The 25,616-nt window shown below is 53.5% G+C and carries 23 protein-coding genes; 8 read left to right on the top strand and 15 right to left on the bottom strand.

The genetic code is table 11. The annotated features are described in order from the left end of the window. Positions 1-26: 26 nt before the first annotated feature. The 3 genes from JFL75_RS00590 to JFL75_RS00580 form a co-directional block, all read right to left on the bottom strand. On the bottom strand, positions 27-1,388 hold the full coding sequence (locus JFL75_RS00590) for a metal-dependent hydrolase family protein (protein ID WP_215624768.1): 1,362 nt from the start codon (positions 1,386-1,388) through the stop codon (positions 27-29). A 152-nt stretch (positions 1,389-1,540) separates the two neighbouring features. Beyond that, positions 1,541-2,563 (bottom strand): sugar kinase, encoded by a 1,023-nt coding sequence (locus JFL75_RS00585; RefSeq protein ID WP_215624767.1) that lies wholly within the window; start codon positions 2,561-2,563, stop codon positions 1,541-1,543. A 14-nt stretch (positions 2,564-2,577) separates the two neighbouring features. Continuing rightward, positions 2,578-3,543 carry a bifunctional 4-hydroxy-2-oxoglutarate aldolase/2-dehydro-3-deoxy-phosphogluconate aldolase gene (locus JFL75_RS00580; RefSeq protein WP_215624766.1) on the bottom strand — a complete coding sequence of 322 codons (966 nt, stop codon included), beginning with the start codon at positions 3,541-3,543 and terminating at the stop codon, positions 2,578-2,580. Between the two features lie 203 nt (positions 3,544-3,746). On the opposite strand from JFL75_RS00580, the gene JFL75_RS00575 reads away from it, so the two are divergent. After that, positions 3,747-4,817: a LacI family DNA-binding transcriptional regulator gene (locus JFL75_RS00575; protein WP_215624765.1), complete on the top strand. Its 1,071-nt coding sequence runs from the start codon at positions 3,747-3,749 to the stop codon at positions 4,815-4,817. 33 nt (positions 4,818-4,850) lie between these two features. On the opposite strand, the gene JFL75_RS00570 is transcribed toward JFL75_RS00575, so the two are convergent. Genes JFL75_RS00570 through JFL75_RS00560 form a run of 3 tightly spaced genes read right to left on the bottom strand, consistent with a single transcriptional unit; the run spans position 4,851 to position 8,411 of the window. Further along, positions 4,851-6,227, bottom strand: a complete 1,377-nt coding sequence (locus tag JFL75_RS00570) for an MATE family efflux transporter (protein ID WP_215624764.1) — start codon at positions 6,225-6,227, stop codon at positions 4,851-4,853. 49 nt (positions 6,228-6,276) lie between these two features. Next, complete coding sequence (locus JFL75_RS00565; RefSeq protein ID WP_215624763.1) at positions 6,277-7,698, bottom strand: ATP-binding protein; 1,422 nt, start codon at positions 7,696-7,698, stop codon at positions 6,277-6,279. Between the two features lie 8 nt (positions 7,699-7,706). Then, positions 7,707-8,411 carry a response regulator transcription factor gene (locus JFL75_RS00560; protein WP_215624762.1) on the bottom strand — a complete coding sequence of 235 codons (705 nt, stop codon included), beginning with the start codon at positions 8,409-8,411 and terminating at the stop codon, positions 7,707-7,709. Between the two features lie 138 nt (positions 8,412-8,549). Between JFL75_RS00560 and JFL75_RS00555 the strand changes: the two genes are divergently transcribed. From JFL75_RS00555 to JFL75_RS00540, 4 genes are read left to right on the top strand one after another with little or no spacing between them, the layout of a single operon-like run. Continuing rightward, positions 8,550-9,845, top strand: a complete 1,296-nt coding sequence (locus JFL75_RS00555; protein ID WP_215624761.1) for a TolC family protein — start codon at positions 8,550-8,552, stop codon at positions 9,843-9,845. A 19-nt stretch (positions 9,846-9,864) separates the two neighbouring features. Next, positions 9,865-10,794 (top strand): efflux RND transporter periplasmic adaptor subunit, encoded by a 930-nt coding sequence (locus tag JFL75_RS00550; RefSeq protein ID WP_215624760.1) that lies wholly within the window; start codon positions 9,865-9,867, stop codon positions 10,792-10,794. After that, the gene (locus tag JFL75_RS00545; RefSeq protein ID WP_215624759.1) at positions 10,791-13,952 is read left to right on the top strand and encodes an efflux RND transporter permease subunit; all 3,162 of its coding nucleotides are present in this window, start codon (positions 10,791-10,793) and stop codon (positions 13,950-13,952) included. Before JFL75_RS00550 ends, JFL75_RS00545 begins: the two co-directional genes overlap by 4 nt. Before the next feature lies 1 nt (position 13,953). Further along, complete coding sequence (locus JFL75_RS00540; RefSeq protein WP_215624758.1) at positions 13,954-14,238, top strand: PG0541 family transporter-associated protein; 285 nt, start codon at positions 13,954-13,956, stop codon at positions 14,236-14,238. A gap of 71 nt (positions 14,239-14,309) precedes the next feature. On the opposite strand, the gene JFL75_RS00535 is transcribed toward JFL75_RS00540, so the two are convergent. From JFL75_RS00535 to JFL75_RS00505, 7 genes are all read right to left on the bottom strand, one after another. Then, on the bottom strand, positions 14,310-15,482 hold the full coding sequence (locus JFL75_RS00535) for a hypothetical protein (RefSeq protein ID WP_215624757.1): 1,173 nt from the start codon (positions 15,480-15,482) through the stop codon (positions 14,310-14,312). After that, complete coding sequence (locus JFL75_RS00530; RefSeq protein WP_215624756.1) at positions 15,479-16,228, bottom strand: outer membrane lipoprotein-sorting protein; 750 nt, start codon at positions 16,226-16,228, stop codon at positions 15,479-15,481. Before JFL75_RS00530 ends, JFL75_RS00535 begins: the two co-directional genes overlap by 4 nt. An 11-nt stretch (positions 16,229-16,239) precedes the next feature. Next, on the bottom strand, positions 16,240-17,514 hold the full coding sequence (locus tag JFL75_RS00525) for an ABC transporter permease (protein ID WP_223292734.1): 1,275 nt from the start codon (positions 17,512-17,514) through the stop codon (positions 16,240-16,242). Between the two features lie 9 nt (positions 17,515-17,523). Beyond that, positions 17,524-19,269 (bottom strand): ABC transporter permease, encoded by a 1,746-nt coding sequence (locus JFL75_RS00520; RefSeq protein ID WP_215624755.1) that lies wholly within the window; start codon positions 19,267-19,269, stop codon positions 17,524-17,526. Further along, the gene (locus tag JFL75_RS00515; RefSeq protein ID WP_215624754.1) at positions 19,269-19,952 is read right to left on the bottom strand and encodes an ABC transporter ATP-binding protein; all 684 of its coding nucleotides are present in this window, start codon (positions 19,950-19,952) and stop codon (positions 19,269-19,271) included. Before JFL75_RS00515 ends, JFL75_RS00520 begins: the two co-directional genes overlap by 1 nt. 83 nt (positions 19,953-20,035) lie before the next feature. After that, positions 20,036-21,136 carry an SPFH domain-containing protein gene (locus JFL75_RS00510; protein WP_215624753.1) on the bottom strand — a complete coding sequence of 367 codons (1,101 nt, stop codon included), beginning with the start codon at positions 21,134-21,136 and terminating at the stop codon, positions 20,036-20,038. Next, entirely contained in the window at positions 21,137-21,523 is a 387-nt protein-coding gene (locus JFL75_RS00505; protein ID WP_215624752.1) for a GntR family transcriptional regulator, read from the bottom strand. It abuts the gene before it with no gap. 423 nt (positions 21,524-21,946) lie between these two features. On the opposite strand from JFL75_RS00505, the gene JFL75_RS00500 reads away from it, so the two are divergent. Together JFL75_RS00500 and JFL75_RS00495 are read left to right on the top strand one after the other, a co-directional pair. Further along, positions 21,947-23,689 carry an ABC transporter ATP-binding protein gene (locus JFL75_RS00500; RefSeq protein ID WP_215624751.1) on the top strand — a complete coding sequence of 581 codons (1,743 nt, stop codon included), beginning with the start codon at positions 21,947-21,949 and terminating at the stop codon, positions 23,687-23,689. Positions 23,690-23,725: 36 nt separating this feature from the next. Next, the gene (locus JFL75_RS00495) at positions 23,726-23,908 is read left to right on the top strand and encodes a hypothetical protein (protein WP_215624750.1); all 183 of its coding nucleotides are present in this window, start codon (positions 23,726-23,728) and stop codon (positions 23,906-23,908) included. A 43-nt stretch (positions 23,909-23,951) separates the two neighbouring features. Here the strand turns inward: JFL75_RS00495 and JFL75_RS00490 are convergent, their stop codons facing one another. Then, a complete protein-coding gene (locus JFL75_RS00490; RefSeq protein ID WP_215624749.1) occupies positions 23,952-24,464 on the bottom strand; it encodes a DUF6125 family protein in 513 nt (170 codons plus the stop codon). 108 nt (positions 24,465-24,572) lie between these two features. On the opposite strand from JFL75_RS00490, the gene JFL75_RS00485 reads away from it, so the two are divergent. After that, on the top strand, positions 24,573-24,959 hold the full coding sequence (locus tag JFL75_RS00485; RefSeq protein WP_215624748.1) for a YkvA family protein: 387 nt from the start codon (positions 24,573-24,575) through the stop codon (positions 24,957-24,959). Here JFL75_RS00485 and JFL75_RS00480 read toward each other — a convergent pair. After that, on the bottom strand, positions 24,940-25,605 hold the full coding sequence (locus JFL75_RS00480; protein WP_215624747.1) for a TVP38/TMEM64 family protein: 666 nt from the start codon (positions 25,603-25,605) through the stop codon (positions 24,940-24,942). The two genes, JFL75_RS00485 and JFL75_RS00480, sit on opposite strands and share 20 nt — an antisense overlap. Between the last annotated feature and the right edge of the window lie 11 nt (positions 25,606-25,616).

Here is a 25,616-nt window from a genome sequence, read left to right as displayed (position 1 = left end):
ATAATCCGCGATACTAACGGACGCCTTTACTCCGCAAGGGTATTCTTGTAAATTTTCCCGTTTTTCATGATTACAAGAAAATTAGTCACCGGGTCGGCAATCAGCTGTATGTTTTCCAGGGGATTGCCGTTTACCAGGAGCAGATCCGCGTAAGCGCCTTCCTCAACCACCCCGAGCTTGCCGGGATAGGGATTCCGGGGACCGGAAAGGGCCATCAGTTCCGCATTGGTGGAGGTCGCCTGGCGGAGCACTTCCGCGGGGGTAAACCACCGGGTGAGCTTTGCCAGATGAGTACCCTGCTTGGTTCCGTCATTTGCGGCGTCGAATAGGGTATCCGTCCCGAAGGCAATTTTCAGATTGAATTTCTTTGCCAGCTCATAGGCCCGGTCGGTCCCGGTGCTTACCATGCGTTTGTTCGCCTGGGCCGAAGCGGTGGCGTGGAGGTTAGCGTCCTCATCATCCAGGAAAGGCTGAAGGCTTATCCATGCACCGTGCTGGGCGATGAGCATCGCCGTTTTTTCATCCATTAGCTGGCCGTGCTCAATGGATTTAACCCCCGCGTTCAGGGCTATTTCAATCGCCCGGGGGGTATACACATGGACCGCCACATAGGTGCCCCAGTTTTCCGCCGCTTCAACAGCGGCCCGCAGTTCCGCCGGGGTAAACTGCGTTACATCGATGGGATCATAGGGTGAAGCGACCCCGCCGCCGGCCATAAGTTTTATCTGGGACGCGCCCTGCCGGAGCTGTTCCCGGACCCGGAGCAGAACCTCATCGGGACCGTCCGCAATGGCAACCATACCCGCCTGTTCAGGGTAGCTTAAGGGAGCCCCGGGGCTTTTGGGTATATCATTGGGCAGCCGGAAATCCCCGTGTCCCGCGGTCTGGGAAATCATCGCCCCGGAGGGATAGATCCGCGGGCCAAGAATGATCCCTTCATCAATGGCCCGTTTTAAACCGAACGTTGGACCGCCCATGTCCCTGACGGTGGTAAATCCCCGCATAAGGGTATTTTCGGCGCTTCGCCCGGCTTTATAATACACATAACCAATATCCGAAATAATCATTGACAGGGATGTCATACCGGTCATGACACTGTGCCAATGGGCGTCAATCAGCCCGGGCATGAGCACTTTTCCCGTTCCGTCAATGACGGTGGTGTTTCCGCCCGCCGGAGAGGATGCGCCCGCAGGGGAAATGGACTCGATCCTGTTCCCCCGGACAAGCACATCCATGGGAGCTGACAGACTGTCCCCCGTGCCGTCAAAGACAAGCACATTCCGGAACAAAATACCATCGGAGGATTCATTCTGGGCGGCAAGATACCAGCCGCTTGATACCGCCAGCAGTACAAGGCAGACGGCCCTTCTGAGGAATGTTGATTTCATTTTTTTACCTCTTTTTTTATATTAATAAAAACATAAAACAAAAACGGCCGCGGGACAACAAAACGCATGATTTGTGTAAGGCGGCAGAGACACTGCCTTATAAAAACAGCCCGCCGGCCGGCGGGCTGTTCATTTTTTCTGCGTGATCCGTCTCAGCGCTGGACCCGGCCCGACGCGTCGCCTCCGGCCAGCTTCAGCACCTCTTCGGCGGACACCATATTGAAATCGCCCTCGATACTGTGCTTGAGGCAGCTCGCCGCCACGGCAAATTCAATGCAGTCCTGGGGCGCCATTTTCCTGAGGGAACCGTAAATCAGCCCCGCGCCGAAGCTGTCGCCTCCGCCCACCCGGTCCACGATGTGTACGGCGTATTTTTTTGAAAAGAAGCAATCCTTTCCGTCATAGAGCATGCCCGCCCAGTTGTTGTCGTTGGCGGACAGGGATTCCCGCAGGGTAATGGCCACCTGTTTAAAGCCGAAACGCTCCGCCAGCTGCCGGGCAACTTCCGCGTACCCTTCATGGCTTATCTTTCCCGATGTTACATCCGATCCGCCGGCGTGGATACCGAAGACGTCCGCGGCGTCCTCTTCATTGGCGATACAGACATCCACGTATTCCATGAGGCCGGCCATAACGGTCCCGGCCTTTTCCCGGGTCCACAGGTTTTTCCGGTAGTTGAGGTCGCAGGAAACGGTTATTCCCCTGGCCTTTGCGGCTTTGCAGGCATCCATGCAGATGGCGGCCACCGTATCCCCCAGAGCCGGGGTTATACCGGTAAAATGGAACCATTCGGTTCCTTCAAAGATGGCGTTCCAGTCGAAATCCCCCGGTTCCGCGGCGGCGATGGCCGACCCGGCCCGGTCGTAGATCACCTTGGACGCCCGCTGGGAAGCGCCTTTTTCGAGAAAATAAATCCCCACCCGGTTTCCGCCCCGGACTATTTTCGAAACGTCCACCCCGAATTCCCGGAGCTTGTTGATCCCCGCCTGGCCTATTTCATGCTTCGGAAGCTTCGTCACAAAGGCGGCGTCAAGCCCGAAATTGGCCAGGGATACCGCGACATTTGCTTCTCCTCCGCCGTAGGTCGCGCCGTAGGTCGCGGCCTGAAGAAAACGGAAATAGCCTTCCGGCTCGAGACGCAGCATTATTTCACCAAAGGTAACTATTTTTCCCATATTATCACGCTCCTTTATTTTTTCTGCATAAGATGAACGGCGAAGCCCGCGATCTCATCCGCAAGGTATACCGCGATTAAGCGGCCGCCGGCGTCTTTTTTAAGGCTCTCCGTATTGAACCGGCAGCCCATCCGTTCGAGGCAGCCCATGGCCATGGTAATGTTGTTGGTTCCCACCGCGATATGGCCGTTTTTCCCCAGATAGGGTGTTTTCATGATTTCAATGCCCTCACCGGCGAAAACGGAACTGTTCCCCGGTTTCGCGGCGAACCCGAAGAGGGCTTCAAACAGCCCGGCAGCCCTCAGGGCTTCGGCTTCGTTTTCCGCGTTGATCCCCACATGGGCGATATGAAAGCCCAGGGCCGTTCTGAGGGCTTCCCTGCAGAGGGCCGTTACGGCGCTGAAATTGCCCGAATTGATGAGGTCGGCGCCCACCATCCAGGACCCGCCGCAGGCGAGGATCCGGTCGTAGGAACAGTATTTCGCGATGTTGCCCGCGTTAATACCGCCGGTGGGCATAAATTTAACGGCCCCGAAGGGAGCGGCCACGGCCTTTATATACTCAAGGCCGCCGCTCTGCTCGGCGGGGAAAAATTTAATCACCTCCAGGCCGAATTCCAGGGCGGCTTCTATGTCCGAGGGATTGGAACAACCCGGGGTTATGGGAATTCCCTGTTCAATGCAGTACCCCACCACCTTCGGATTGAATCCCGGGCTCACGATAAACCGGGCCCCGGCGTCGGCGGCCTTTTTCACCTGATCCACGGTAAGGACCGTCCCGGCACCCAGGAGAACCTCCGGAACTTCCTTATGTATACGGCGGATGGCTTCTTCACCCTGGGCCGTGCGGAATGTGATCTCCGCGCAGGGAATCCCTCCATCCCTGAGGGCCTTGGCCAGGGGCACCGCCTTTTCAGCGTCATCAATTTTTATTACCGGAACGATGCCGATTTTTCCGAGTTCTTCGAGAACAGCATGCATAAATCCTCCTTTCAGCGGCCGGCAGCCGGCAGCGGGAACGTATCCCATCCGGTTTAGAAACCGGTTTCGTAATTTAAGAAATTATACTACGGTCTTTTTGAATTTGCTAGCTATATTTTAGAAAAAAGCCGGAATTTCGGGTATTTATTGACCGGACAGAGACCTCATGGTACAATTGTATAATAGGAAAACGGTTTCTAAAAATGACGAAAAAAACGACAACCATAGAAGATATCGCCCGGGCCGCGGGGGTCTCAAAGGCCACCGTATCCCGGTATCTCAACGGAAAATACGAAATGATGGGAGAAAAGACCCGGGACCGGATCGGGAAGGTTATTTCCCTGTCCGGCTACCAGCCAAGCACCATCGCCCAGAGCCTTAAATCCCGCAGAACCATGCAGATCGGGACGGTAATATCCGATATAGCCTCCCCCTTTTCCGCCGCCATGCTCCAGGGTATCGGAACGGTTCTGGATAGCGGCGGCTATATGCAGCTCATCGTCAACAGCGGCAACGATATCCGGAACGAAGAAAAAATCGTCGGGGAGCTGCTGCGCCGGGGTGTTGACGGTCTTCTGGTGAATACAGCGGATTTTAATAACCCCAGCCTGATCCGGGTAGCGAGCGGAAGTATTCCGGTGGTTCTCTGCGACCGGTACATCCGGGATTACAATCTCGATATCGCCACCAGTGAAAAAAAAGCCCCCTTCCGCCGGCTGATAGCCCATTTAAAAAAACAGGGGTTCTCCGAACCGGTTCTTTTTATCGAAAAATTTGAACACAACTCTACCCGGTATCTCCGGCGCCAGGCGTTTATACAGTACTGCGCGGAATTCTACGGTACCGCCGATCCCGAAGGACAGGTTGTGCTGGTTGACGTAACGGACCCGGACAATACCTCCGCGGAACTGGCGCGCCGGATTGCGTCAGCGGGAAGCCGGGGACGGCCCCCCGCGATTATAGCGGGGAATACCGTGACCACCATGCATCTGCTCGGGGTGATAAAAAAACTGGGCCTGCGGGTTCCCAGGGATGCAGGAATCTGCGGTCCGGACGACTGGAGCTGGGGGCGCCGGATAGAGTGGCCCGCCCTTTTCGATCCGGGGATAACGACATTTTCCATCGATGCCCTGCGGCTGGGAGAGACGGCGGCCAAAATCCTGCTGGAACGCATCGCCGCCCCGGAGGGAGAAAAAAAGGAAATCGTGCTTCCCGTTTCGGTCAACATCCGGGGATCGACCCTTCTGGCCCCGGAGGGATCCTCCCGGAGATAGCTTTTTCAGAAGAAGCCACCGCCCGGGACCGGGCTAAATTTCATACCGGGAAGCCAGGCTGAGCTGTTTTTTTTCCGCGTCGGATTTGCGGATGAGCTTTTTTATCGTTATAAAAAACGCTATTACCAGGGGAACGCAGGATCCGATCCAGGCCAGGGGATTCGCGAAACATACCCCCGCGAACCCGAACCGGTGGGCAAGGATAATGGCCGCGAACATCCGCATAACCAGTTCCATGATTCCCGCCACGGTGGGGATTATACTGTTTCCCAGCCCCTGCAGAGTGTACCGGAATATGAAAAGCAGGGCCAAAACAACATAAAAGGCTCCGTTTATAATCAGGAAAACACGGCCCAGGGAAACAGCCTCGGGGTTTCCGGTGATAAAGATTGAGACAAAGGAATCCCCCAAGAAAATAAAGAGTATCCCCATCAGTATGCTGAAACCGCCGGACATGACGGAACACTGTATGACGCCCCTGCGGATACGCTCCATTTTCCGCGCACCGTAGTTCTGGGCGGTGTAGGTTGCCATGGTCACCCCGAAGGAGGACAGCGGCATGGTAGCCACCTGGTCTATTTTCTGGGCGGCGGTAAAGGCAGCCACCGCGACGGTTCCCAGGCCGTTCAGGGCAAACTGGAGCACCACCACCCCGATGGCGATGATACTGAGCTGGAAACCCATGGGCAGGGCTATCCGCAGGTGGTCCTTGAGTTCCTCAAAATTTATCTTCCAGTCACTCCGGGAAAGCCTGAGCAGCGGGAGTTTCTGTTTTATTACCGGAATACAGCACAATCCTGAAAAAAGCTGGGCTATTACCGTTGCATAGGCAGCGCCTTCGACACCGGTATGAAAACCAAGAATAAACACAAAATCAAGGATAATGTTTACGATACAGGCAAGAACAAGAAAAACAAGCGGGGTGCGGCTGTCCCCCACCGCCCGCATAACATTGGAAAAAAGGTTAAACAGCACCGAAGCGCCGATACCCCAGAAGATGATGATAATGTAGATATAGGCGTCATCCAGTATTTCCGGCGGGGTGCGGAGCAGGACCAGCAAAGGCCGGGCAATAACGACACTGACCGCCGTAAGAACCACTGTAACCGCAGCGCTGAGAATGATACTCGCGACAAAACTCCGGCGCACCCCGGCTTCATCCCCGGCGCCGAACCGCTGGGCGGTTATAATGGCCGTCCCGGAGGTAAAACCGCCGACAAATCCAAGAATCAGGAAGTTAAGGCTCCCCGTACAGCCTACCGCTGCCAGGGCATGCATGCTTATGGTCCGTCCTACGATAAAAGTGTCGGCCATATTGTAGAATTGCTGGAACAGGTTTCCGATCAGCAGGGGCACCGTGAACCCGGCAATCAGCAGCGCCGGGTTACCTACGGTCAGATTTTTTGTCATGAATTTTCCTTTACACAGACTAAATCATATCCGCTGTCCCCTTACATATTCAATAGCCGGCCCCTTTCCGGGTATCGTCGTGGCCGGATGTTCTGGGATTCATCCGCCGGCTGGGATCCGGCTCATAAGGCAACGTAAGCCTGAAACAGCTGCCCTTGCCTTTTTCCGACTCCACGGAGATTTCCCATCCGTGGCTTTCCGCGACACCCTTAACCACCGTCAGGCCGAATCCCATACCCTGCTCCCGCCGGGATGAACTGCCCCGGTAAAAAGCATCGAATATACGGCTGATATCTTCGGCATCGATCCCTGGTCCGTCATCGCAGACATCAATTACCACGGCGTTGTTTTTCAGGTACCCCTTAATCGTGATTAACCCTCCGGGTTTGGTGTAGCGGATGGCATTGTTAACCAGGTTTTCAATTGCCCTGAGGGCCAGGCGCTCGTCCATGGGTATCACTACATTTCCGGGTATATCAATAGCGGTCTCCACCCGGCGGTTGAGCAGGTCCGCGTCATCGGCTATGCGTTTTGTATAGGAAGTGAGAAAGGCGGCGATATGGACATGATCGAGGTTCCGCCGCCATTCCCCGGTATCGACCCGTACGAAATCGATAAGATCATCGATCATCCCCTCAAGCTGATCAACCTTGGTGGCGATTATTTCGACCGAGTGGGCCCGGGACGCGGGATCATCCGCCACGCCGTCTCCTATAGCTTCGGCATAGCCCTTTATAAGGGCCAGAGGGGTTTTTAGGTCATGGGTTACCCCCATGATAAACCGTGCCCGGCGGGTTTCTTCTTCCTTGAGGGCCAGCCGCATCTGGTTGAGGGATGTCGTCAGGGAGGTAATCTCATTGCTGCCCTTGACGTCCACCGCAAGATCCAGCTCTCCCGCGGCAATACGGCGGGTGGCGTTTTCCAGAACCATTACGGACTTGGTAATGGACCGGGCAATGATAAATGACATGGCGACGCTGAACAGGAACAGTACAATCAACACCACAAACAGCGTTTTGATGACTATTACAATGGGGCTGGGCGGCCGGGCAATGGAACGGTCGATCCGTATAAGGAAAAAAGCCCCCACATCCCGGAGCCACCCCGGAGCTTCAATAAAATACCCGTATTGGTCGTTTCCCACATCCAAAAGGGTTACCAGCTCATTGGGCGTCAGGGTATCACCGGGCTCAAGACCATAGGCGGTGGAGTAAATAACCGTCAGATCCTTGAGGAGTATCATAATATTCATTTCCGGCTGACTGTGGGGAATACGCCGGATAATTTCTTCCCACTCATCCCGTTCTATCTCATTGTCAAACAGCGGGGCAATTTCCTCATAGGAGGGAACACTGATGGACTCAATAGTGTGCTGCTGCATAAGCCATAAAATACCCTGGGCGCTTATGGTCAGAATGGGAATCAGCACTATTCCAAGAATGAGCAGTCTGAATTGGGTGTTTATTTTCATCAGCGTTCCTATTCTTCGGCGTCGGTATTGAGGCGGTAGCCCATACCGTGGACTGTTTCTATATATTTCGGGTTTCCCGGGTCATCTTCGATCTTTTTCCTGAGCCGCTGGATGTACACCGCCACGGTGGTCAGGTCCCCGTAGGCGTTTTTCCAGACATCCGCGTAAATCTGCTCCGGCCCCGCGGGTTTGCCGTCATTGCCCGCGAGATATGCCAGTACACCGTATTCTTTCGCCGAAAGTGCGACCTTTTCTTCCCCTTTCTTAAGGATGCATACATCCTGGTTTAGGGTAAAAGGCCCGAACCGGAGGATATTATCATCCATTTTGTCCTGTTTTTCCTGAGTTTCCTGGCTTCGCCGGAGCATAGCCCTGACCCGGGCGACCAGGACCCTGGGTGAGAACGGTTTTGTGACGAATTCATCGGCGCCGTGCCCCAGGCCGGAAATGATATCCTCGTCGGCATTTCTGGCGGACACAATGAGCACCGGGGTACTTTCGGTTTTACGGTATTTATGGAGGAATTCAAACCCATCCATCCCGGGGAGGTTTATATCGAGAATAATGAGGTCCGGTGACCAGGATTCCAGTTCTTTGAAGGCATCTTCCCCGCTTTCAACGGATTTTACCTCCATTCCTTCTTTGGTTAGGTACAAAACGATGAGTTCAGCCAGTTCCTGAACATCCTCTATAATTAAGACTTTTCCTTTCATATTCGCTTCCTATTACAAAGCAGTATAAGCATGGCTGTTTTATTCGGCAAGCTTTTCATAAGACATATAACAAAATGTTATAAAACCTTAATAAAGCGTTTATAGCGTTTTGTTATGCGGAGAAGTATCTTCTTTATCATGAAGAAGAAAGGAATTGTATTGATTTGCATAGCTATATTCGGTGCTGCCACAGCCCTTTCGGCGGAAACAGTGCTGAATGTGGAAGATGCGGTAACACTGGCTCTGGAAAACAACCTATCCCTGAGCCGCACCAAAATTGAAACAGACGGCAAGAAACGGACGGCAGACCGCTCTTGGAATTCCCTTATACCGACAGTTTCCGCGTCGGCACTGATCAGCCACCCCACTTCCATCACGGATGATCTTACTCCGGTGATGGATGAATGGAAACCGGGTTTTTCCGTTTCCGCGGGTCTCAATATAACGCCGGCCATGTTTTCGGCGATTAAAATGACAAAATCAAACTATGAGGCGGGGCTGGTCAGCTATGAGACGGCAAAGCAGGAACTGGAACTCCAGGTCCGCAAGGCCTTTTACCAGATGCAGCTTCTGAAAGCCAGTGTATCACTGATCGAGCAGAATGTTGAAACAGCCCAGTCCCGGTACGATCAGACGGTGTCCCTGGCCCGGGTCGGACAGGTTTCGAGGCTGGATGAACTGTCCGCCAAGGTTGACCTGGAAAATTTAAAACCTACCCTGCTGAGCGCTCAGGCCCAGTACGCGAATGCCCTGGATTCCTTTAAACAGATCCTGGCATTGCCGGCGGAAGAAGAAATAGTCCTTGCCGGCGTGCTTGAGGACGCGGTATCCACTATTGATACATCCAATATACGGCGGAACGGAGAATCCTATATGGTGCTTTCCCTGCGGCAGAACCTTGAGGTCCTGGAACTGCAGAAAAAAACAATGTGGCACCAGGCGTATATGCCGGTTTTAAGCCTTTCCTGGAATACCTCCCCCATTTACTCCGATTATTTGGACAGCTGGAACGACAGCAGCGGTTCATTTTCCGTGGCGCTTTCATTCAGTCTGGATAATTACCTGCCGTGGTCAAGCACCAGGGAAAACATCGATGCGGTAAACGACAGCCTGAAAACCACCCAGAGCATGCTTACCGAAGCGCAGATGACCGCGGACAATACCATCCGGCAGCTCACGAGGACCATAGAGCAGTCACTCCAGAGCCTCGATGTTCTCAATCTAAACGTGGAACTCGCGGAGCAGACCTATGATATGTACCTGGAATCATACCAGAACGGCACCGCGGATCTGCAGAGTCTCCGGTCGGCCGGGGACAGCCTCAGCCTGGCCCAGAACCAGGTCCAGCAGGAATTGTACACCCTGCTTTCAACGGTACTTGATCTTGAAAAAGAATTAAATGTTCCCTTCGGGGCATTATGGACTATTAATTAACAAAGGAAAGGAGAATCACATGTCAAAGAAAGTAATTATTATAGCCGTAGTAGTGATCGCGGCGGCGGGACTCATTTTTGTCCCCTCCATGCTGGTTGGAAGTGAAACAGGTGACGCGTCGCGGCGGAATGTCGCGATGGGAGAATCCGTATTCTCCGTCCGGACAGAACAGGCTGGAGAGCAGACTCTTCAGGCTTATATAGAAATCAACGGTGATATTGTAACCGAACAGCAGGTCGCGGTGGTCCCCGACGCAGGCGGTAAAATCGTTTCCATGAAGGTCGATCTCGGCAGCACGGTCAGGAAAGGCCAGCTTATAGCCGAAGTTGATCCTTCCCGCCCTGGTACCACCTACTCCCTGAGCCCCGTATACGCTCCTATTTCCGGGACCGTAACCGCAACGCCCATGGCTATCGGTTCTACCGTCACCACGGCTTCGGCCATTACCACTATTTCCGTGATGGACAGTCTGGAAATCGAAGTACTGGTCCCCGAACGGGAAGTCGGCCAGCTCAAAGAGGGTCTTAAGGCGGAAGTTACGCTCCAGGCGTATCCCGGAGAAATCTTCAGCGCTACGGTTATCCGGGTGTCCCCGGTGGTTGACCCCAATTCCCGCACCAAGAAAATCGTTCTCAAGTTTGATGATAAAGACAGCCGCATTAACTCAGGCATGTTCGCCAGGGTAAAACTGAACACCCGCAGCTACGACAATGTTATCACGGTTCCCACCGAAGCCCTTGTTGAACTGAGAGGATCCACCTATGTATATGTGATGGAAGGCATCGACCATGTATCCCTGCGGGAAGTGGTTGCCGGCGTCTCGGTGGATGACCTCTCGGAAATAAAATCAGGCCTTACCGGCGGCGAAACAGTGGTTATCCAGGGACAGCAGTTCCTGACAGACGGAGCGTCAGTACGGGTAATTAACACAAGGAATCAGCAGGCATGAGTGTAGCAAAAAAAGTTGTCGACCGTCCGGTCTTATCTATCATTGTTTTTGCTCTCATCGCGGTGGTCGCCGGCTACATGGTTTCGGGTATCGCTATTGATATGTTTCCCGAGATCAATATGCCTGTACTCATGGTAATGACCACCTATGAAGGGGCAGGCCCTGAAACGGTGGAAAAAACCATCACCAGAACCGTAGAATCAAATCTGGTCAATGTGAGCGGACTAAAAAATATGACCAGTATTTCGTCGGAGCATATAAGTCTGGTGATCATGGAATTTGATTACGGTACGGACCTGGACCTAAAAATAAGCGACGTCCGGGATAAGCTTGACCGTGTAAAACGGGCGCTTCCCGATGACGTGGAAAACCCGACGGTCATACAGTTTGACATGTCCTCCATGCCCATCATGAATGTCGCTATCCGGGGAAACCGGACCCAGAATGAACTGCGGACCATTGCCGAGGACATGATCCAGGATCGTCTGGAACAGGTTAACGGAGTTGCGTCTACCAGTGTCCGCGGCGGCCAGTCCGAAATTGTCAAGGTGGAACTCTCCCAGAACCGTCTTGAGGCGTACGGACTTACCATTACGGGTATTACCCAGGTCCTCGCGGCCCAGAACCTTGAACTCGGGGCGGGCACCATCGTGGACGGGTCCAAAAACTATTCCATCCGTACCACCGGTGAGTACGCGTCCATCCAGGACATCGCGGAAACCGTGGTTTCCCGGAAGAACGGCGCCGACATCCGTCTCCAGGATATCGGCACCGTTGCCATGGGCTATGAGGATGAGGAATCAACGGTTTTTATCAACGGTGAAAGCGGTGTATACGTATCGGTAACCAAGCAGAGCGGCACCAATTCGGTGGCCATCGCCGACCGGGTATATACCCGTCTGGATGAACTGGCCGCGGATATGCCGGCGGATATTACATTAGAAATTATTTACGACGGCACCGAACAGATCAGGGATATGATCGATGAGCTTATCAGTTCAGCCCTGACCGGTTTCGTTCTGGCGGTGATCATCCTTTTCATCTTCCTGCGGAACATCAAGAGTACGGTCATCATCGGTATCTCTATCCCCTTCTCGATTCTTGTAACGCTTCTGATAATGAACCTCATGGGGATAACCCTGAACATGATGACCCTTACGGGACTCATCCTCGGGATCGGTATGATAGTGGACTCGTCCATTGTTATTCTTGATAATATTTTCAAGTTCCGCGAACGCGGGGCAAAACCATCCATCGCCGCAGTCCTGGGAAGCCAGGAAGTAATGTCTTCTATTATATCGTCCACTTTGACAACCATTTGTGTCTTTATTCCGATTTTGCTGTTCAAAAGCCGCCTCAGTATGATTGGGGAACTCTTTGAGGGAATGATATTTACCGTCGCCATCGCGCTTATATCAAGCCTTGTGGTGGCCATCTTCCTGGTACCGGTACTGGCAAGCAAATATCTTCCGATAGATACCCGGGTACAGAAACCCCTCAAGAATAAGGTTCTCCGCACCATAGATGACGCTGTGGCGGGAGCTATCAGCGCTATGGGCCGCGGATACCGCAGGCTTCTGTCGGGGGCTATCAACCACCGTTTCGCAACCATGGTTATTGTTGTGGCCGCGTTCATCGGCAGCGTACTGGCTATGACCAAGATGCCCATTGTCATGATTCCGCCCATGAATGAGGATTCAGTAACCCTGAATGTGGAACTTCCCCTGGGAACCAGGTACGAGGAAACCCTGGCGGTAATGCTCCAGCTTCAGGAATTCGCCATGGATGAGATCAACGGTATAAAGAACATCACCGTAAACGCCGGAAGCACCGGAAGCTCCATGTCCATCGGATCAAGCACCCACAAGGGGGATCTGACGGTAACCTTGAATATAAATGAGGCCGGGGCGGATACCAGCACTGAGGTTATGGAAAAACTCAGGGCACATTTCAGGGATTTCCCCAACGCATCATTAAGCTTCAGCGAAGGTATGGCCCGGCAGATGGCGGGGGGATCGGATATCGATATTGCCCTCAGGGTAGATGATATCGATGTCGGCCTCGCAGCGGCCAAGGAAATTTCGGAATTAATCGGAGACAATGTCCCGGAACTGGGTGAGGTAACCATTGATACCACCGAGGGGCTTCCCCAGGTAGAAGTGGTGATTGACCGGAACCGGGCGTACAACATGGGCCTCAACATCAGCAGCATCGCCACCGAAATCTACGCATCCATGAACGGCATTGAAGCTACGACTTTCCGCTCCAGCGGGGATGAGTATTCGGTAATGCTTATGCTCCAGGAAGAGGACCGGAAAAAACTTCCCGATCTGGACAGGATTTTCGTATCATCCAACTCGGGACAGCTTGTTCCCCTGGCGAATTTCGCCACCCTGGAACGGGGTCTTGGGCCTGTCACGATTAACCGGGAAAACCAATCACGGGTTATCCATATCACCGGAAACGTGCTTGAAGGCTACCGTACGGATACAACCGAAAATAAAGTAAAGGATGTTCTGGCGGAAAACTTTGTGGCCCCCACGGGCGTTACCGTCAGCTATGAAGGACAGCAGAGTGAAATCACGGATATGATTGAAACCTTCATCCTGATTATAACCCTCGCCATACTGCTGGTATTCGGGGTCATGGCAGGACAGTACGAGTCGTTCAAGGACCCGATCATCAACCTCTGTACCATTCCGCTTATGCTGATCGGTGTTATCGGAATCTATCTGATCACCGGACAGACCCTGAACACCTTTACCATGGTCGGCCTCGTCATGCTGGTTGGTATAGTAGTAAACAATGGTATCGTTCTTGTGGACTATACAAACCTTCTGGTAGGCCGCGGCGTTCCGGTCAAACAGGCGTGCCTCGATGCCGGTGAATCCCGGCTCCGCCCGGTACTTATGACTACGCTGACGACCATTCTCGGTATGGTTCCCATGGCATTCTTCCCCGGTGAATCATCCATGATGATACAGCCTATCGGTCTTACGGTAATCGGCGGACTGACGTCATCGACCTTTATCACGCTCTTCTTCATTCCCGTTATGTATTCCTATATCAATGAGCACCGGGGAAAGAAGAGGAAAGAAGAGAAGAAACGGGCTCCCGCGGCAATTGCGGCATCACCTGAGACTGTGGAGGAGGTATAATATGAAACGGCTTGAATTGTTCGCCAACCGTTCGGTGCAGGACGAAATTATCACCGGGCTTGAGGAAAGCATTACGGATTTTTACTACACCCTGCTCCCGGTGGTCCACGGACGGGGAAAAAGAGACTATCGTCTCGGAAGCGCCACCTGGCCGGAAGAAAACTTTATGATCATCAGCTACATCCAGGACCAGGATGAGGCGAAGGCGGCAGAAGCCATAGCCCAGGTAAAGCAGCAGTTCCCCGATGAAGGAATAAAACTGTTTTTTGTACCCGCTGAAGGATAAGTCAGCGGCAAAGGGCGCCCCCGGGGCGCCCTTTGTTTTTGGGAGACGGCACTGCTGGCCAATGCCGCGGTTTAAAAGCGGAACCGTACCGCAGCGCTGACCAGCAGCCGGGTACCGGAATTGTCCGGCCCCAGTTCACCGTGATTGCCGTCACCGGAAAAAAGATCACGGTCCAGGGGAACCCTGCCGGTAAGGCTCAGGGTCATTCCCTGGAACAGATCGTGTTCCAGGGTCACCACCGGGGAAAACGAGACATCGTCAATACTGGCCATACAGGCAAGACTGAGATTGGTGTAATCGGTAAACCGGTAGAGGACCATCCCGTAAATATAATTCCGGTTGGAAAACTCACCGGATGTGACCGATTCCGCACCACTGTACAAATATTCCGCCAGAACATAGAAACGTCCGTCATAAAATGAATAGTCGAACCCCGCGCTGGCCGAAAGGCCCCGGATTCCCGGTTCTGTATCGTGGTTGTACAGGTACATAAGGTCAAGGATAAAACCAAGTTCCAGCTCGGCCTTGAGGGACAGCCCGCCCCGGTGCAGTCCCAGGGGAGTTTCCTCCCGGGGAGACTCATAGGCGTACAGGGCCTGCATACTGAGCCGTTCCCAGTGCATATCCCCCGCGGCGCCGGCCACAGCTCCGCTGCCGTGGAGATTGAGCGAATTCCTGGGAGCGGCGCCGAATCCCTGGATTTTCATGGTTTCCGACGGGTATACCGCCACGGTACCGCCCAGCACCGCCCGGGGGCGCAGATCGGGAAACAAAGGATTGCGGGGGTTGAGAAAATCCGAAGGCCTCCAGACCTGACCGTACCCGAAGGCGAGACGCATCAGCCCCGCTTCAACATCAAGAAAATCGCTGTTCACCCGGAAATACAGCCGTTCCAGATCCAGGGCCGCGGAGTAATTATCCCCCGTAACGAGCGCGGAAGCGCCGGAGCCGGCACTCCCCTCCGGAGTCAGCGAAGCGGTAAAGGCCCCTGCCCCGGCAGCCGCGATAAGGTTGAAGGCGGCGTAAATCGTTCCCCGGTCACCTACGGTACTCCGCATTCTGAGATTGGCGTACTCCTCGATTCCGTAGGAAAAATCCGGCATCTCCCCCGCCCCGGCGGAAAAACTGACTTTGGTATCCAGGATTCCGGAAATAACCGGCCCTTCAGCCGGCAGGGATGCCGGAAAAATCACACCCATCACCGCGGCGAGGAAAAAAACCGCGGCGGAACACTTCTGTTTCATCGTTCCAAATTCCTCATGCTGAATACGGAATCGGAAATGGGTTCGTCCAGTACAATGGTATGCAGGACGAATGTCGTTTTGCTTCCCTTGCGGAGCAGATCCCGCATCTCCGATTCCACCGGGAACCGCCGTGTTCCGAAGGTTTCCGCCCGGATCAGGGTGTATTCCTTGAGCTTGGCCCCGGATAATGCGAACAGTTCGTAATGCAGAAGATCGTAATTTTCCTTATCGACCCAGAGCCGTTGTTTCGGGTAGCTTTCGGTCCGCTTCTTCGCGGTCAGGTCGAGAATCCAGGCTTCCCGGCCGCCGTAGGTTTCGCTGCCGGCGATCACCGGATCGTAGCGCACGGACAGCTTCTCGTTGTCGATGGTATCCTCATAGGAAAGATCCGATCCCATCATGGACTCTTTGAGCATGTGGCCGGAAATGAGCATTACCTCTTCGTTGTCCGGGGAATACACGTACAGCCGGCTGCCCTTCTTGAGGTACTTGGTTCCCCGGTCCTCTGGGTTGGTAAATTCCACAAAGCTGTCGGAATTGCCCTTGGCCGAAGCGGTCATGGTCTTTACATACCGCCGATTCTGGTAGTCGATGATCATTTCCCCTTCGTAGCGGATGGTATCGTACACTTCGTTGTCATCCACTTTTTTCAATATATCCAGAGCCGACTGGTTCTGGGCTTTTACCGGCAGCACCATTATTACGGATACCGCCAGCAGGATTGCCAGGAACGTTAATTTTTTCATTTTTATTATCCTCATCTCCGCAAGGCCTCAACCGGCTCGATGAACGCGCTCTTCAGCGACGGAAGGAGCGTACAGATTGAAGCTATTACGACACCGAAAATAAATCCTTCCAGCAGTACCGCCGGAGAGAACCGAAGGAACAGTGTGCCGGACATGGGAAACTCCTTAAGACCGCCGCCGGTAAACATATTCATATCAATGGGAAAGAGCGACCCCAACCATGATGCGGCGCCGCCGATCACACAGCCCGCCAGCGATCCGATCACGCTGAGGAATACAGCCTCAAAGAAAAAGACCATCACGATTTCCCGTCTGACCATGCCCAGGGATCCCATCATGCCTATTTCCTTTATACGCTCATGGATAATCATGACCACGGTATTTACGATCAGAAAGCTGGCCACGATCTGGAAAACAAGGTAAATCACCGAGAAGATGACCATACTCTGGCGCATCATCACAACCCAGTAATTGTCCTCCCATTCCCTGACAATATTCCCGTCACCCAGGAGGCTCCGGACGTCATCCGCGACAGCCCGGGTTTCTTTTTCACTGTCCGCGTAGATAAAAAGCTGCTGAGCCTGATCGTTCAGAACCAGAAGACGCTGGAGCCTGTCGAAGGATACAAGGATCGCCTCCTCGTCGTATTTCCGGTATTCAAATTCGAAAATACCGGTGATCACGGGACTCCAGTACTTATCGGAGAACTGCGCCGATACAACCTTAAGGGGAATCCGGTCGCCGATACGGAGCCCGGCTTTTTTCGCCATATAGGTTCCGATAGCGCATTCATTGCTGCCGGCCTGGGGATACCGGCCTTCGATGAGGCCGTCGCTCCGTTCCGAGAGGTTAAAATCGTTAAGGGCCATTTCCCGCCCGATATCGAGCCCCCATAGGAGGGCGTGTTTAACCACACTGTCGGACAGGGTCGCATAGGCCGTAATCCGCGGAAGCACTGCGGATACCCCGGGCATGGCTTCGATGGTGCTAATGAGATCTTCAAGGTTCCAGCCCTCCGCCGCCGGATACTGGACCGGGTAATATTCCCGTTCATCCTCAAACGCCGCGGACACTACATTGACATGACCGGTATCGAAAACCCTGACCACATCCTCTATATTGTCACTCATGCCGAGTATCCATGACTGCATATATATGTTGAAGAAAACCGCGATGGCCACCGCCACAATACAGAGTATGGTCCGCCGCATGTTCCGCCAGATATTCCGGTACGCTATGGTCACCAGGGTAAAAAAACCGCCCTGTTTTTTCATTGTCTGTTCCATAAGAAAGTCCTATTCAAAGCGCAGGCTTTCGGAAACCGGCATCCGTATCGCGCGCCGGGTCGGGAAATAAGCCATAGCGGCGGACAGTACCGTAGCGATGATGCCCGTTCCAATGATGGTCCTGATATTCCAGGCGGACCGGAAGTACGATGTGATCCGGTATCCGAAATCGCCGCCGATAGCCTGGGCCATGGATGAAAAATCAATGCCGTACGCAACCATGGGAATGTTGATGAGGCAGCCCGCGGTAACCCCCAGGACTGAACCGATAAAGCCGATCATGCCCGCTTCGAGCATGTACGCGATAACGAGATCACCGTCGGTCATACCCAGGGCGCGCATCATGCCGATTTCCTTCGTCCGTTCCAGGATAGCCATGAGCATTGTGTTGGCGATGCCTATGAAGGAAAGGACAAAGAGCATGGCAATAATTATTTTCGTTGATACACTGTCCGCGGATGAAACCGCGAGATAATCAGCGGCGTATTCCCGCCACCCGAAAACACCAAGGTCCCGCGGCAGCGATAAATTTCGGGCGGCCAGCCCCGATTCCAATGACGCGAGAATTACCCCGGGAGACTCGGACTTACCCGGAAGCGCCGTATCCCTGGCTTTTTTAGACCGGATGAGCAGCTCCGTGATATGGCCGTCCAGCATCAGGCCGGCTTCATCCTGGAGTACATCCAGCGGGAGGTATCCGACATTGGCATTTGTTTTGGGGTTCGGGGAATTTATGATCCCCACGACCTTAATGTCTATAAGCTGGTTTACGTGCCGCAGGGCGCCGGAGTAATCGACCCGTACCATGGCGTTGAGTATATCCCCGAGAAGAACCTCATCATCGGTGACAAGATAATAATCTCCCGTGATGGGATCGATGCCGTACGCCGAAAGAACCAGAGTCTGTTCGGCCTCAGACAGCTTCGGGCAGAGATCCTCGTCGAACCGTTCTTTCCGGATGGTATCGGGGGCGGCCTTCAAATCTATGACCGTTGAGATCTTGATGTCCATCCGGCCGCCGGCATCGAGGATCTCCCAGAACCGTTCGAGATCGGCCCGGGAAATATCTTCCTTAAGCACCAGCCGCTGGTTGCCGTTCCGGCCGGCGTAATCATCCGGTGCCGAAAACAGGGAGACCCCGCCTGATTTCCGGGATGACGCCGGTTCATAGAGGTTCCGGATAAATTCCTCCTCACCGTTGTTCCGCGCGTATCCGAGGATGTCTCCTTCAAGTTCAAATTGTGTCGGCCGCTGGGGTATTCCGACTTTTAGTTTTTCCGCCGCCATGCTGCCCAGGGCGATTTCAAAAGCCCCGGGGTTAATATAGCGGCCCGACTCCATATAGCCGCTGTACCTGAGCAGCCGGCCCTCGGCCCCGGGATCCACCGCGTTGAATTCCATGGGCGCCGATCCGGCAGCGGAAAACACGGTTCCGGTAAAAACGAACCGCGGCGCCGTATCGTATCCCGCTTCGCCGAGCGCTACCGCATAGGGTTCCCAGGAAGCGAAATTCTCATACATCGGGTAATCGTCTTTTTTTTCAAAGTAAAGACGGGTCTGGAGTTTTGCCGCGCCGATTTCATAAATAACAATATTCCGTTCGGAATCGAGGTTAATTCCCAGAAGCCAGGCGTCAACAAAGATATACAGACAGACACTCACGGCCACGGCAATGGTGGTGATGACCGTTTTTACCCGGTGCCGGGCAAGATTGCGGTAAGCCATACCCGCCAAGGCAGAAAAAGTATTGTTCATCACCGCTTTGTCTCCGATTCAACCTGCCCGTCCCGAAGCATTATGACCCTGCGGGCGTAGTCCATCACCATCTGGTCATGGGTTGAGAAGATAAAGGTTGTCTTTTCGCTTTGGTTGAGCTGTACCATAAGCTCAAGGATCTCCCGGCCGGTTTTTGAGTCAAGGTTCGCCGTGGGTTCGTCCGCGAGAATGATGGCGGGATGCTTCACCAGAGCCCGGGCAATGGCGACCCGCTGCTGCTGCCCCCCGGACATTTCCTTGGGACGGCGGTTCTCCATGCTGTCCAGCCCCACATCGTGCAGGGCCAGCCGGGCCCGGTCCCGGGCTTCATTCTTATCGACCCCAAGAAGGGTCAGCGGGAAGGAAACATTCTCCATCACCGTGAGCACCGGAATGAGATTGTATGCCTGAAAAATAAAACCGATGTTGTGCCGCCGGATCAGGGCGAGCTGTTTTTTCGAAAGGGATGCCAGATCGGATCCGCCCATACTGATGGTTCCCGATGTCAGGGTGTCCAGACAGCCGATCAGATGAAGAAAAGTGGATTTGCCGCTCCCCGACGGACCGGCGACGGCGGTAAATTCACCGCCTTCAAATTCAAGACTTACCCCCCGCAGGGCGGGTACCGTCATCCCGTTCAATGAATAGTCCTTTACGACATCCACGGCTTTGACGACTTTCACAATAGCCTCCTGTATATTTAAAGGACATCCGGGTTTACTCGCATGGACGTAAACCCGGATTCCCGGTTTAACAAATAAAGGGGTTACTCCTGTTCTTCCTTCTCCTTTTTATTTTTTTCCTGGTGCAGCTCCGATAAAGCCTGGAGCCCAAAGATATCCCGGCCCTTTAATTCCTCGGTAATTGAGTTGGGAACCAGCATCATGGAGTTGCCGGCCTTAAGGCCCTCATTAAGAATCGAAAGAACCTTGAGTTTCATCGCCGGCTGATTCTTGGCGTATACCTGCACCGCTTCTTCAAGCTTGCGGGCGATTTCAATCTCAGCTTCCGCCAGAAGGATCCGTCCCTTCTTCTCCCGTTCCGCCTGCGCCAGGCGGCTGAGGGAATCCTGGAGATGTTCCGGAATCTGGATATCCGTAATTTCGATATGCTGAACCGTGATTCCCCATTCGGTGGTTTTATTATCCACGTCGTGCTGGATCTGTTTCTCGATAACATCGCCGTGTTCAAGAAAGGTCGTCAGGTCGTGGCTGCTGACGGCGTTCCGCAGGGCCGTCTGGGAGGAAAGGATGACCGCGTCCTCATAATTCTGAACCTCGAGTACGGCTTTTTCCGGGTCCCATACAAGCCAGAAACAGATGGCATCCACCGTAACGGTAACCGAATCCATGGTAAGCGTTTCCTGGGCCGCAAAATCGGTTACCCGGATCCGGAGATCCACCACCGAGGCGACACGGTCCGCCAGAGGGATCAGGACAAAAAGACCGGGACCCTTTACTTTGCGGAAGCGGCCGAACCGGAGTACGATTGCCCGCTCCCATTCTTCCATTTTCTGTATTGACGGCGCGATGAGCACCGCCGCGGCGGACAGGATCAGGGCCAGCCCGAATCCGGCAAACCGGAAAAATCCGGCTATACAGGCGAGAATGATGAATATCTTTATGGCCGCGCTCCACCGGGGAAAAAACACCATAAGAAACACCACCGCCGCGGGTATTCCAAGGAGGATCCCGAATTCCGCGGCGGACGGCAGGGCCCCCCGGGTACTTCGGACCGCGATGATAAACCCGGCGCAGATGACCAGGAGGCCTATTCCCACGGCGTTGAGTGAGAAATCCCGCTGCCGTGGGGCTTTTTTTCTATTCTTCACCAGATCATTTTCCGGTTTGGCGTTAAAAAATTTCACCTACCCCTCCTCATATTCTTTTATCAAATTAATTACTTCCCCGGGACTCACTCCGAGCTCCTTCATATCCTGAATGAACCGTCCCGCCAGCTCCCGGATTCTCCGGTTCCGCCCGTCTTCTTCGGCGATTGGCTTTTTATCCGAAACATACGTACCGCTTCCCACCTGGGTAGCCAGGATGCCCCGGATTTCCAGCTCTCCGTAGGCCTTGGCAATCGTATTGGGATTGATCTTCAATTCCACCGCCAGAGACCGGATCGTCGGAAGCCTGTCCCCGGGTGTGATCCGCTCAGACAGGATCGCGTGTTCAATCTGCTGTATAATCTGTCTGTAAATCGGAATCCCATTGGACGGATCCAGGGAAAACCGTATTCGCTGTTCTTCCATTGTACTATTCACCTAGTACAATACTAATTGAACTAGTACAATGTGTCAATGATTATTTTACGGATTGCCGTATTATTTTACGGTCAGCACAAAAGCACGGATGCGGGGGAGCACCAAGTTTTTCAATCCGGAAGCGCCCGGGGAACCATTCCCCGGACGCTTTCCGGCTCAACCGGCTCGGGGCTGCCCCGTCGCGCGGGCTGCTCCCCCTGACTCCAGCCTCCTCGCGGTAAACCTTTCAAGTTTACCGCTCCGGGGGCTTCCGTCACCCCCTCTTCTGGTCCCTGTGAACCGCCGTATCAGGTTCTGGATAATGCGGCGGACCTGCCTTAGCCGGGGCTCTTAGTATGCAGCGGCGGCTGGTGAATAAAAAAATTATTGATGGTATAGTTATCTATGCCCCAAAAGACAAAAGAATCATTTATGCGGACCCCTCTGAGAATTTTCGCCGGATACTACCGGCCCCACTGGAAGCTGTTCGCCGCGGACATGGTCTGCGCGTCCCTCATTGCCGGGGTGGATCTGCTCTTTCCCATGATGACCAAATTCACCATTGAACGGCTGCTCCCGGACCAGCTGTACCGCTTTTTCTTTATAATGGTTGCCCTCATGGTGGGTGTGTACCTTCTCCGCACCGCCTTTTCCTATTTTGTTACCTATTGGGGCCATACCGTGGGCGCGTATATAGAAGCGGATATGCGGCGGGATCTTTTTTCGCATCTCCAGAAACTGCCCTACTCCTTTTACGACAACCACCGCACCGGACACATCATGTCCCGGGTGACCAACGATCTTTTCGATGTTACCGAACTTGCCCACCACGGTCCCGAGGATATTTTTATTTCCATAGCGACCATCCTGGGTTCGTTCTTCCTTATTCTTACGATCCGGTGGGAGATGGCCGTGATACTGCTCCTGGTGGTAATCCTTATTGTGGTGCACGCCATTCTTTCCCGCAAAAAACTTACCTGGGCTTCGAGGCAGGTTAAGGAGAAAATCGCCGAAATAAACGCGTCCCTGGAATCCAGTATTTCCGGAGCCCGCACCGCGAAGGCATTTACCAACGAATCCTATGAGAATCACAAGTTCCATGGGGGCAACGAACACATCACCGGGGCGAAAAAGAAGTACTATAAGTCCATGGCAGGCTTCCACAGCAAGCTGGAATTCATGATGAACAGCCTTACCATTGTGACCATTGCCGCGGGTGGATTCTTTATTATGCAGGGGACCATGACCCTGACGGAGCTGATTACCTGCAATCTCTTTGTGGCAGCATTCCTGCAGCCTATCCGCAGGCTGGGAAATTTTGTTGAACAGTACACCACGGGGATGGCGGGGTTTACCCGGTTCGTTGACATCATGCGGATACAGCCGGATATTATTGATAAACCCGACGCATCCGTTCTGGAAAAAGTCCGGGGAAATATTGAATTCCGGGATGTGAGTTTTTCCTACAACCGCAACCTCACCGTATTGGAACATATCGATCTTTCCATCGCCGCGGGGAGCACCGTTGCCCTGGTGGGGCCGTCCGGCGGGGGAAAAACAACGCTCTGCCACCTGCTTCCCCGGTTTTACGAAATAAAAGAAGGCAGTATTACCATCGACGGAATCGATATCCGGGACGTTACCCTGGAATCCCTGCGGAAAAACATCGGAATCGTACAGCAGGATGTGTTTCTTTTTGCCGGCACTATCCGGGAGAATATCGGGTACGGCCGCATTGACGCCCCGGAGGAAGAAATCATCGAAGCCGCCCGCCGGGCCGATATCCACGACGATATTATGAAGATGCCGGACCGGTACGATACGGTGGTAGGTGAACGGGGAATCAAACTTTCCGGCGGACAGAAACAGCGGGTAAGCATCGCCCGGATATTCCTCAAAAACCCGCCGATACTTATCCTGGACGAAGCCACCTCCGCGCTGGACACGGTGACGGAAATGAAAATTCAGTCCGCCCTGGAGGAATTATCCCGGGGAAGAACCACCATGGTTATCGCCCACCGGCTTTCAACCATCAGAAACGCGGATACCATTATCGCCATTGATGACAACGGCATACGGCAGCAGGGAACCCACGAGGAACTGATAAAACAGGAAGGAATATACGCCAGGCTGTACCGTTTCCAGTTTACCCCGGGAAATCCCATAAAAAGCTGACCCTCCGCCGCATCCGTTTTTTTATAAGGAGAAAACATGGGAAAGACGATGCTGGCGGTGCTCCTGGCGGTATGGTCAATACCGCTTTCCGCTTATAACCATGGCGGGACGGAGACGCTCCTAGTGGGATTTCCCTTTCTTTCCGAGGCGAATATCAATTCCCTCGGAGACGGCGGCGGGCCCTATAATTTCAGATCATGGATCAACGGAGCGGTATAATATAGACCTCATCCTCGCGGAAGAAGAACGGCGCTAAGCCCGTTTACGGAATAGAAAACTTCCATTTGCAGTTGCATCCCGGATCGGTTACGTCGGGGTGGCAGCTCAATACCTCGGTGGTGATTCTCGGATCAATAGCCGCCGCGAACAGGGAATATTCCACGGTACCCACGGGTTTGCAGGTATGGTACTCCAGGCCTTTGCGCTGCCGGGCATCCTGGACCCTGCAGGTTACAACCCGGTAGATAAGACTCTGCCCTTCCATATATGTTTCGGTCTTGTTGAGGGGCGCGTACAGCCTGAACTGAAGCGCCCGCTTCAGCCCTGCCAAGCCGGAATGCTCCGGCAGTTCAAGAAAAGCCTTGATTCTTCTGGCCTCAATAACCGTGAACTGTTCCCACATCTCCCGGTCAATGTCCAGGGCGGTAGTAAATCCGTAATGGGTTTCAACTCCCTGGAACCACAGCCCGTCGGTGGCGAGCCAGTTCTTTGCGTAAATTGAAAGCAGTTCGAGGAGCTTCTCCCTGGGGAGATTTTCAATTGTATCAAAATCCACCGCGTATCCTCCTGGTACTTGCAGCGGAAATACCGCCGCATTGTGCGTTTACTGTACAAGGTACCGCAAAGGGTATTTCTTTTCTATCAGACTCAGTATATTTCAGTAGTGGCATCGAAAATACTTGTATGGCTGCGGAATAAGGCATCCCAGCTCAAGATGGAAATTTCCGCATTATACCTTGCCTACAAACGGAAGGAAACACCCTTCTTTGCCAAGGCAGTGGCAATCACCGCGGTGGTGTATGCCCTGTCTCCTATTGATTTAATCCCCGATTTCATTCCCATTCTGGGGTACCTGGATGACCTGATCATACTGCCGATTCTGATTTATTTTGCCCTTAAACTCATTCCGAAACCAATCATGGAAGAATGCCGGGAACAGGCAAAAGATCTCTGGCGGGACGGAAAACCGAAAAAATGGTATTACGCGATTCCTATAATCGCCGTCTGGCTGTTGGCCGCGGTTTTGATTGTCAAGGCGATCTGGTTTTAGTTTTATCCCGCTGCAGCAGTCTGAGAACAAGGAATGACCCTCCGGCGACGGCGACGGAAACAGCCAGGGGAATGAGAAATTCCTTTGACAGCGGGTCGGTTATGGAACTCCCGGTGATGACAAAGGGGATCATCCCCGGGGTAACGCCGAGAAGCGAAAACAATACGAACTGGACATAGGGCATACCCGACGCGCCGAAGAACATACTGATGATATCGAAGGCCAGAGGAAGTATACGGGACACGAAACAGGGTACGGGACCGTTGTCCTTCATGGTATTAAAAAACTTTTTAAGCTTTTTCTGGTCCCGGATCAAAGCCTCAACCCTGTCCTTGCCCATTTTCCGGCCGATACAGTACCCGATGGTCATTTCACAGAAAAGTCCCGTATAGGTAACGGCAATGGCCCAGGGCACCGGGAAGAAGATACCGGCGCTGACGTACAGGAGCAGCATGGGAATGACCATTACCACGGAACGGAGACAGTATATGGCGATAAAAAACAGCGCCGCCAGGGGCAGTGATTGGGGCGTGTAGCTGAGGATATCCTCGGCCTCTATTCCTGAGAACATAAAGAAGAAAAACAATCCCGCAATGACGGCCAGAGCCAGAGCAATCGTTATGACGTATTTTCGCGGTATGCGCACAGGATTCCTCC

It is taken from the genome of Breznakiella homolactica, from assembly GCF_016616095.2.
Classification (GTDB): Bacteria; Spirochaetota; Spirochaetia; order Treponematales; family Breznakiellaceae; genus Breznakiella; species Breznakiella homolactica.
This window is presented reverse-complemented; position numbering and strand designations above follow the sequence as displayed.

Excerpts from the sequence above, each read along its gene's own strand:
- JFL75_RS00575 (WP_215624765.1), top strand. The coding sequence starts at position 3,747 with ATGACGAAAAAAACGACAACCATAGAAGATATCGCCCGGGCCGCGGGG.
- JFL75_RS00500 (WP_215624751.1), top strand. The coding sequence starts at position 21,947 with ATGCGGACCCCTCTGAGAATTTTCGCCGGATACTACCGGCCCCACTGG.
- JFL75_RS00530 (WP_215624756.1), bottom strand. The coding sequence starts at position 16,228 with ATGAAAAAATTAACGTTCCTGGCAATCCTGCTGGCGGTATCCGTAATA.
- JFL75_RS00520 (WP_215624755.1), bottom strand. The coding sequence starts at position 19,269 with ATGAACAATACTTTTTCTGCCTTGGCGGGTATGGCTTACCGCAATCTT.
- JFL75_RS00495 (WP_215624750.1), top strand. The coding sequence starts at position 23,726 with ATGGGAAAGACGATGCTGGCGGTGCTCCTGGCGGTATGGTCAATACCG.
- JFL75_RS00525 (WP_223292734.1), bottom strand. The coding sequence starts at position 17,514 with ATGGAACAGACAATGAAAAAACAGGGCGGTTTTTTTACCCTGGTGACC.
- JFL75_RS00580 (WP_215624766.1), bottom strand. The coding sequence starts at position 3,543 with ATGCATGCTGTTCTCGAAGAACTCGGAAAAATCGGCATCGTTCCGGTA.
- JFL75_RS00570 (WP_215624764.1), bottom strand. The coding sequence starts at position 6,227 with ATGACAAAAAATCTGACCGTAGGTAACCCGGCGCTGCTGATTGCCGGG.
- JFL75_RS00555 (WP_215624761.1), top strand. The coding sequence starts at position 8,550 with ATGAAGAAGAAAGGAATTGTATTGATTTGCATAGCTATATTCGGTGCT.
- JFL75_RS00535 (WP_215624757.1), bottom strand. The coding sequence starts at position 15,482 with ATGAAACAGAAGTGTTCCGCCGCGGTTTTTTTCCTCGCCGCGGTGATG.
- JFL75_RS00540 (WP_215624758.1), top strand. The coding sequence starts at position 13,954 with ATGAAACGGCTTGAATTGTTCGCCAACCGTTCGGTGCAGGACGAAATT.
- JFL75_RS00545 (WP_215624759.1), top strand. The coding sequence starts at position 10,791 with ATGAGTGTAGCAAAAAAAGTTGTCGACCGTCCGGTCTTATCTATCATT.
- JFL75_RS00550 (WP_215624760.1), top strand. The coding sequence starts at position 9,865 with ATGTCAAAGAAAGTAATTATTATAGCCGTAGTAGTGATCGCGGCGGCG.
- JFL75_RS00560 (WP_215624762.1), bottom strand. The coding sequence starts at position 8,411 with ATGAAAGGAAAAGTCTTAATTATAGAGGATGTTCAGGAACTGGCTGAA.
- JFL75_RS00505 (WP_215624752.1), bottom strand. The coding sequence starts at position 21,523 with ATGGAAGAACAGCGAATACGGTTTTCCCTGGATCCGTCCAATGGGATT.
- JFL75_RS00565 (WP_215624763.1), bottom strand. The coding sequence starts at position 7,698 with ATGAAAATAAACACCCAATTCAGACTGCTCATTCTTGGAATAGTGCTG.
- JFL75_RS00585 (WP_215624767.1), bottom strand. The coding sequence starts at position 2,563 with ATGGGAAAAATAGTTACCTTTGGTGAAATAATGCTGCGTCTCGAGCCG.
- JFL75_RS00590 (WP_215624768.1), bottom strand. The coding sequence starts at position 1,388 with ATGAAATCAACATTCCTCAGAAGGGCCGTCTGCCTTGTACTGCTGGCG.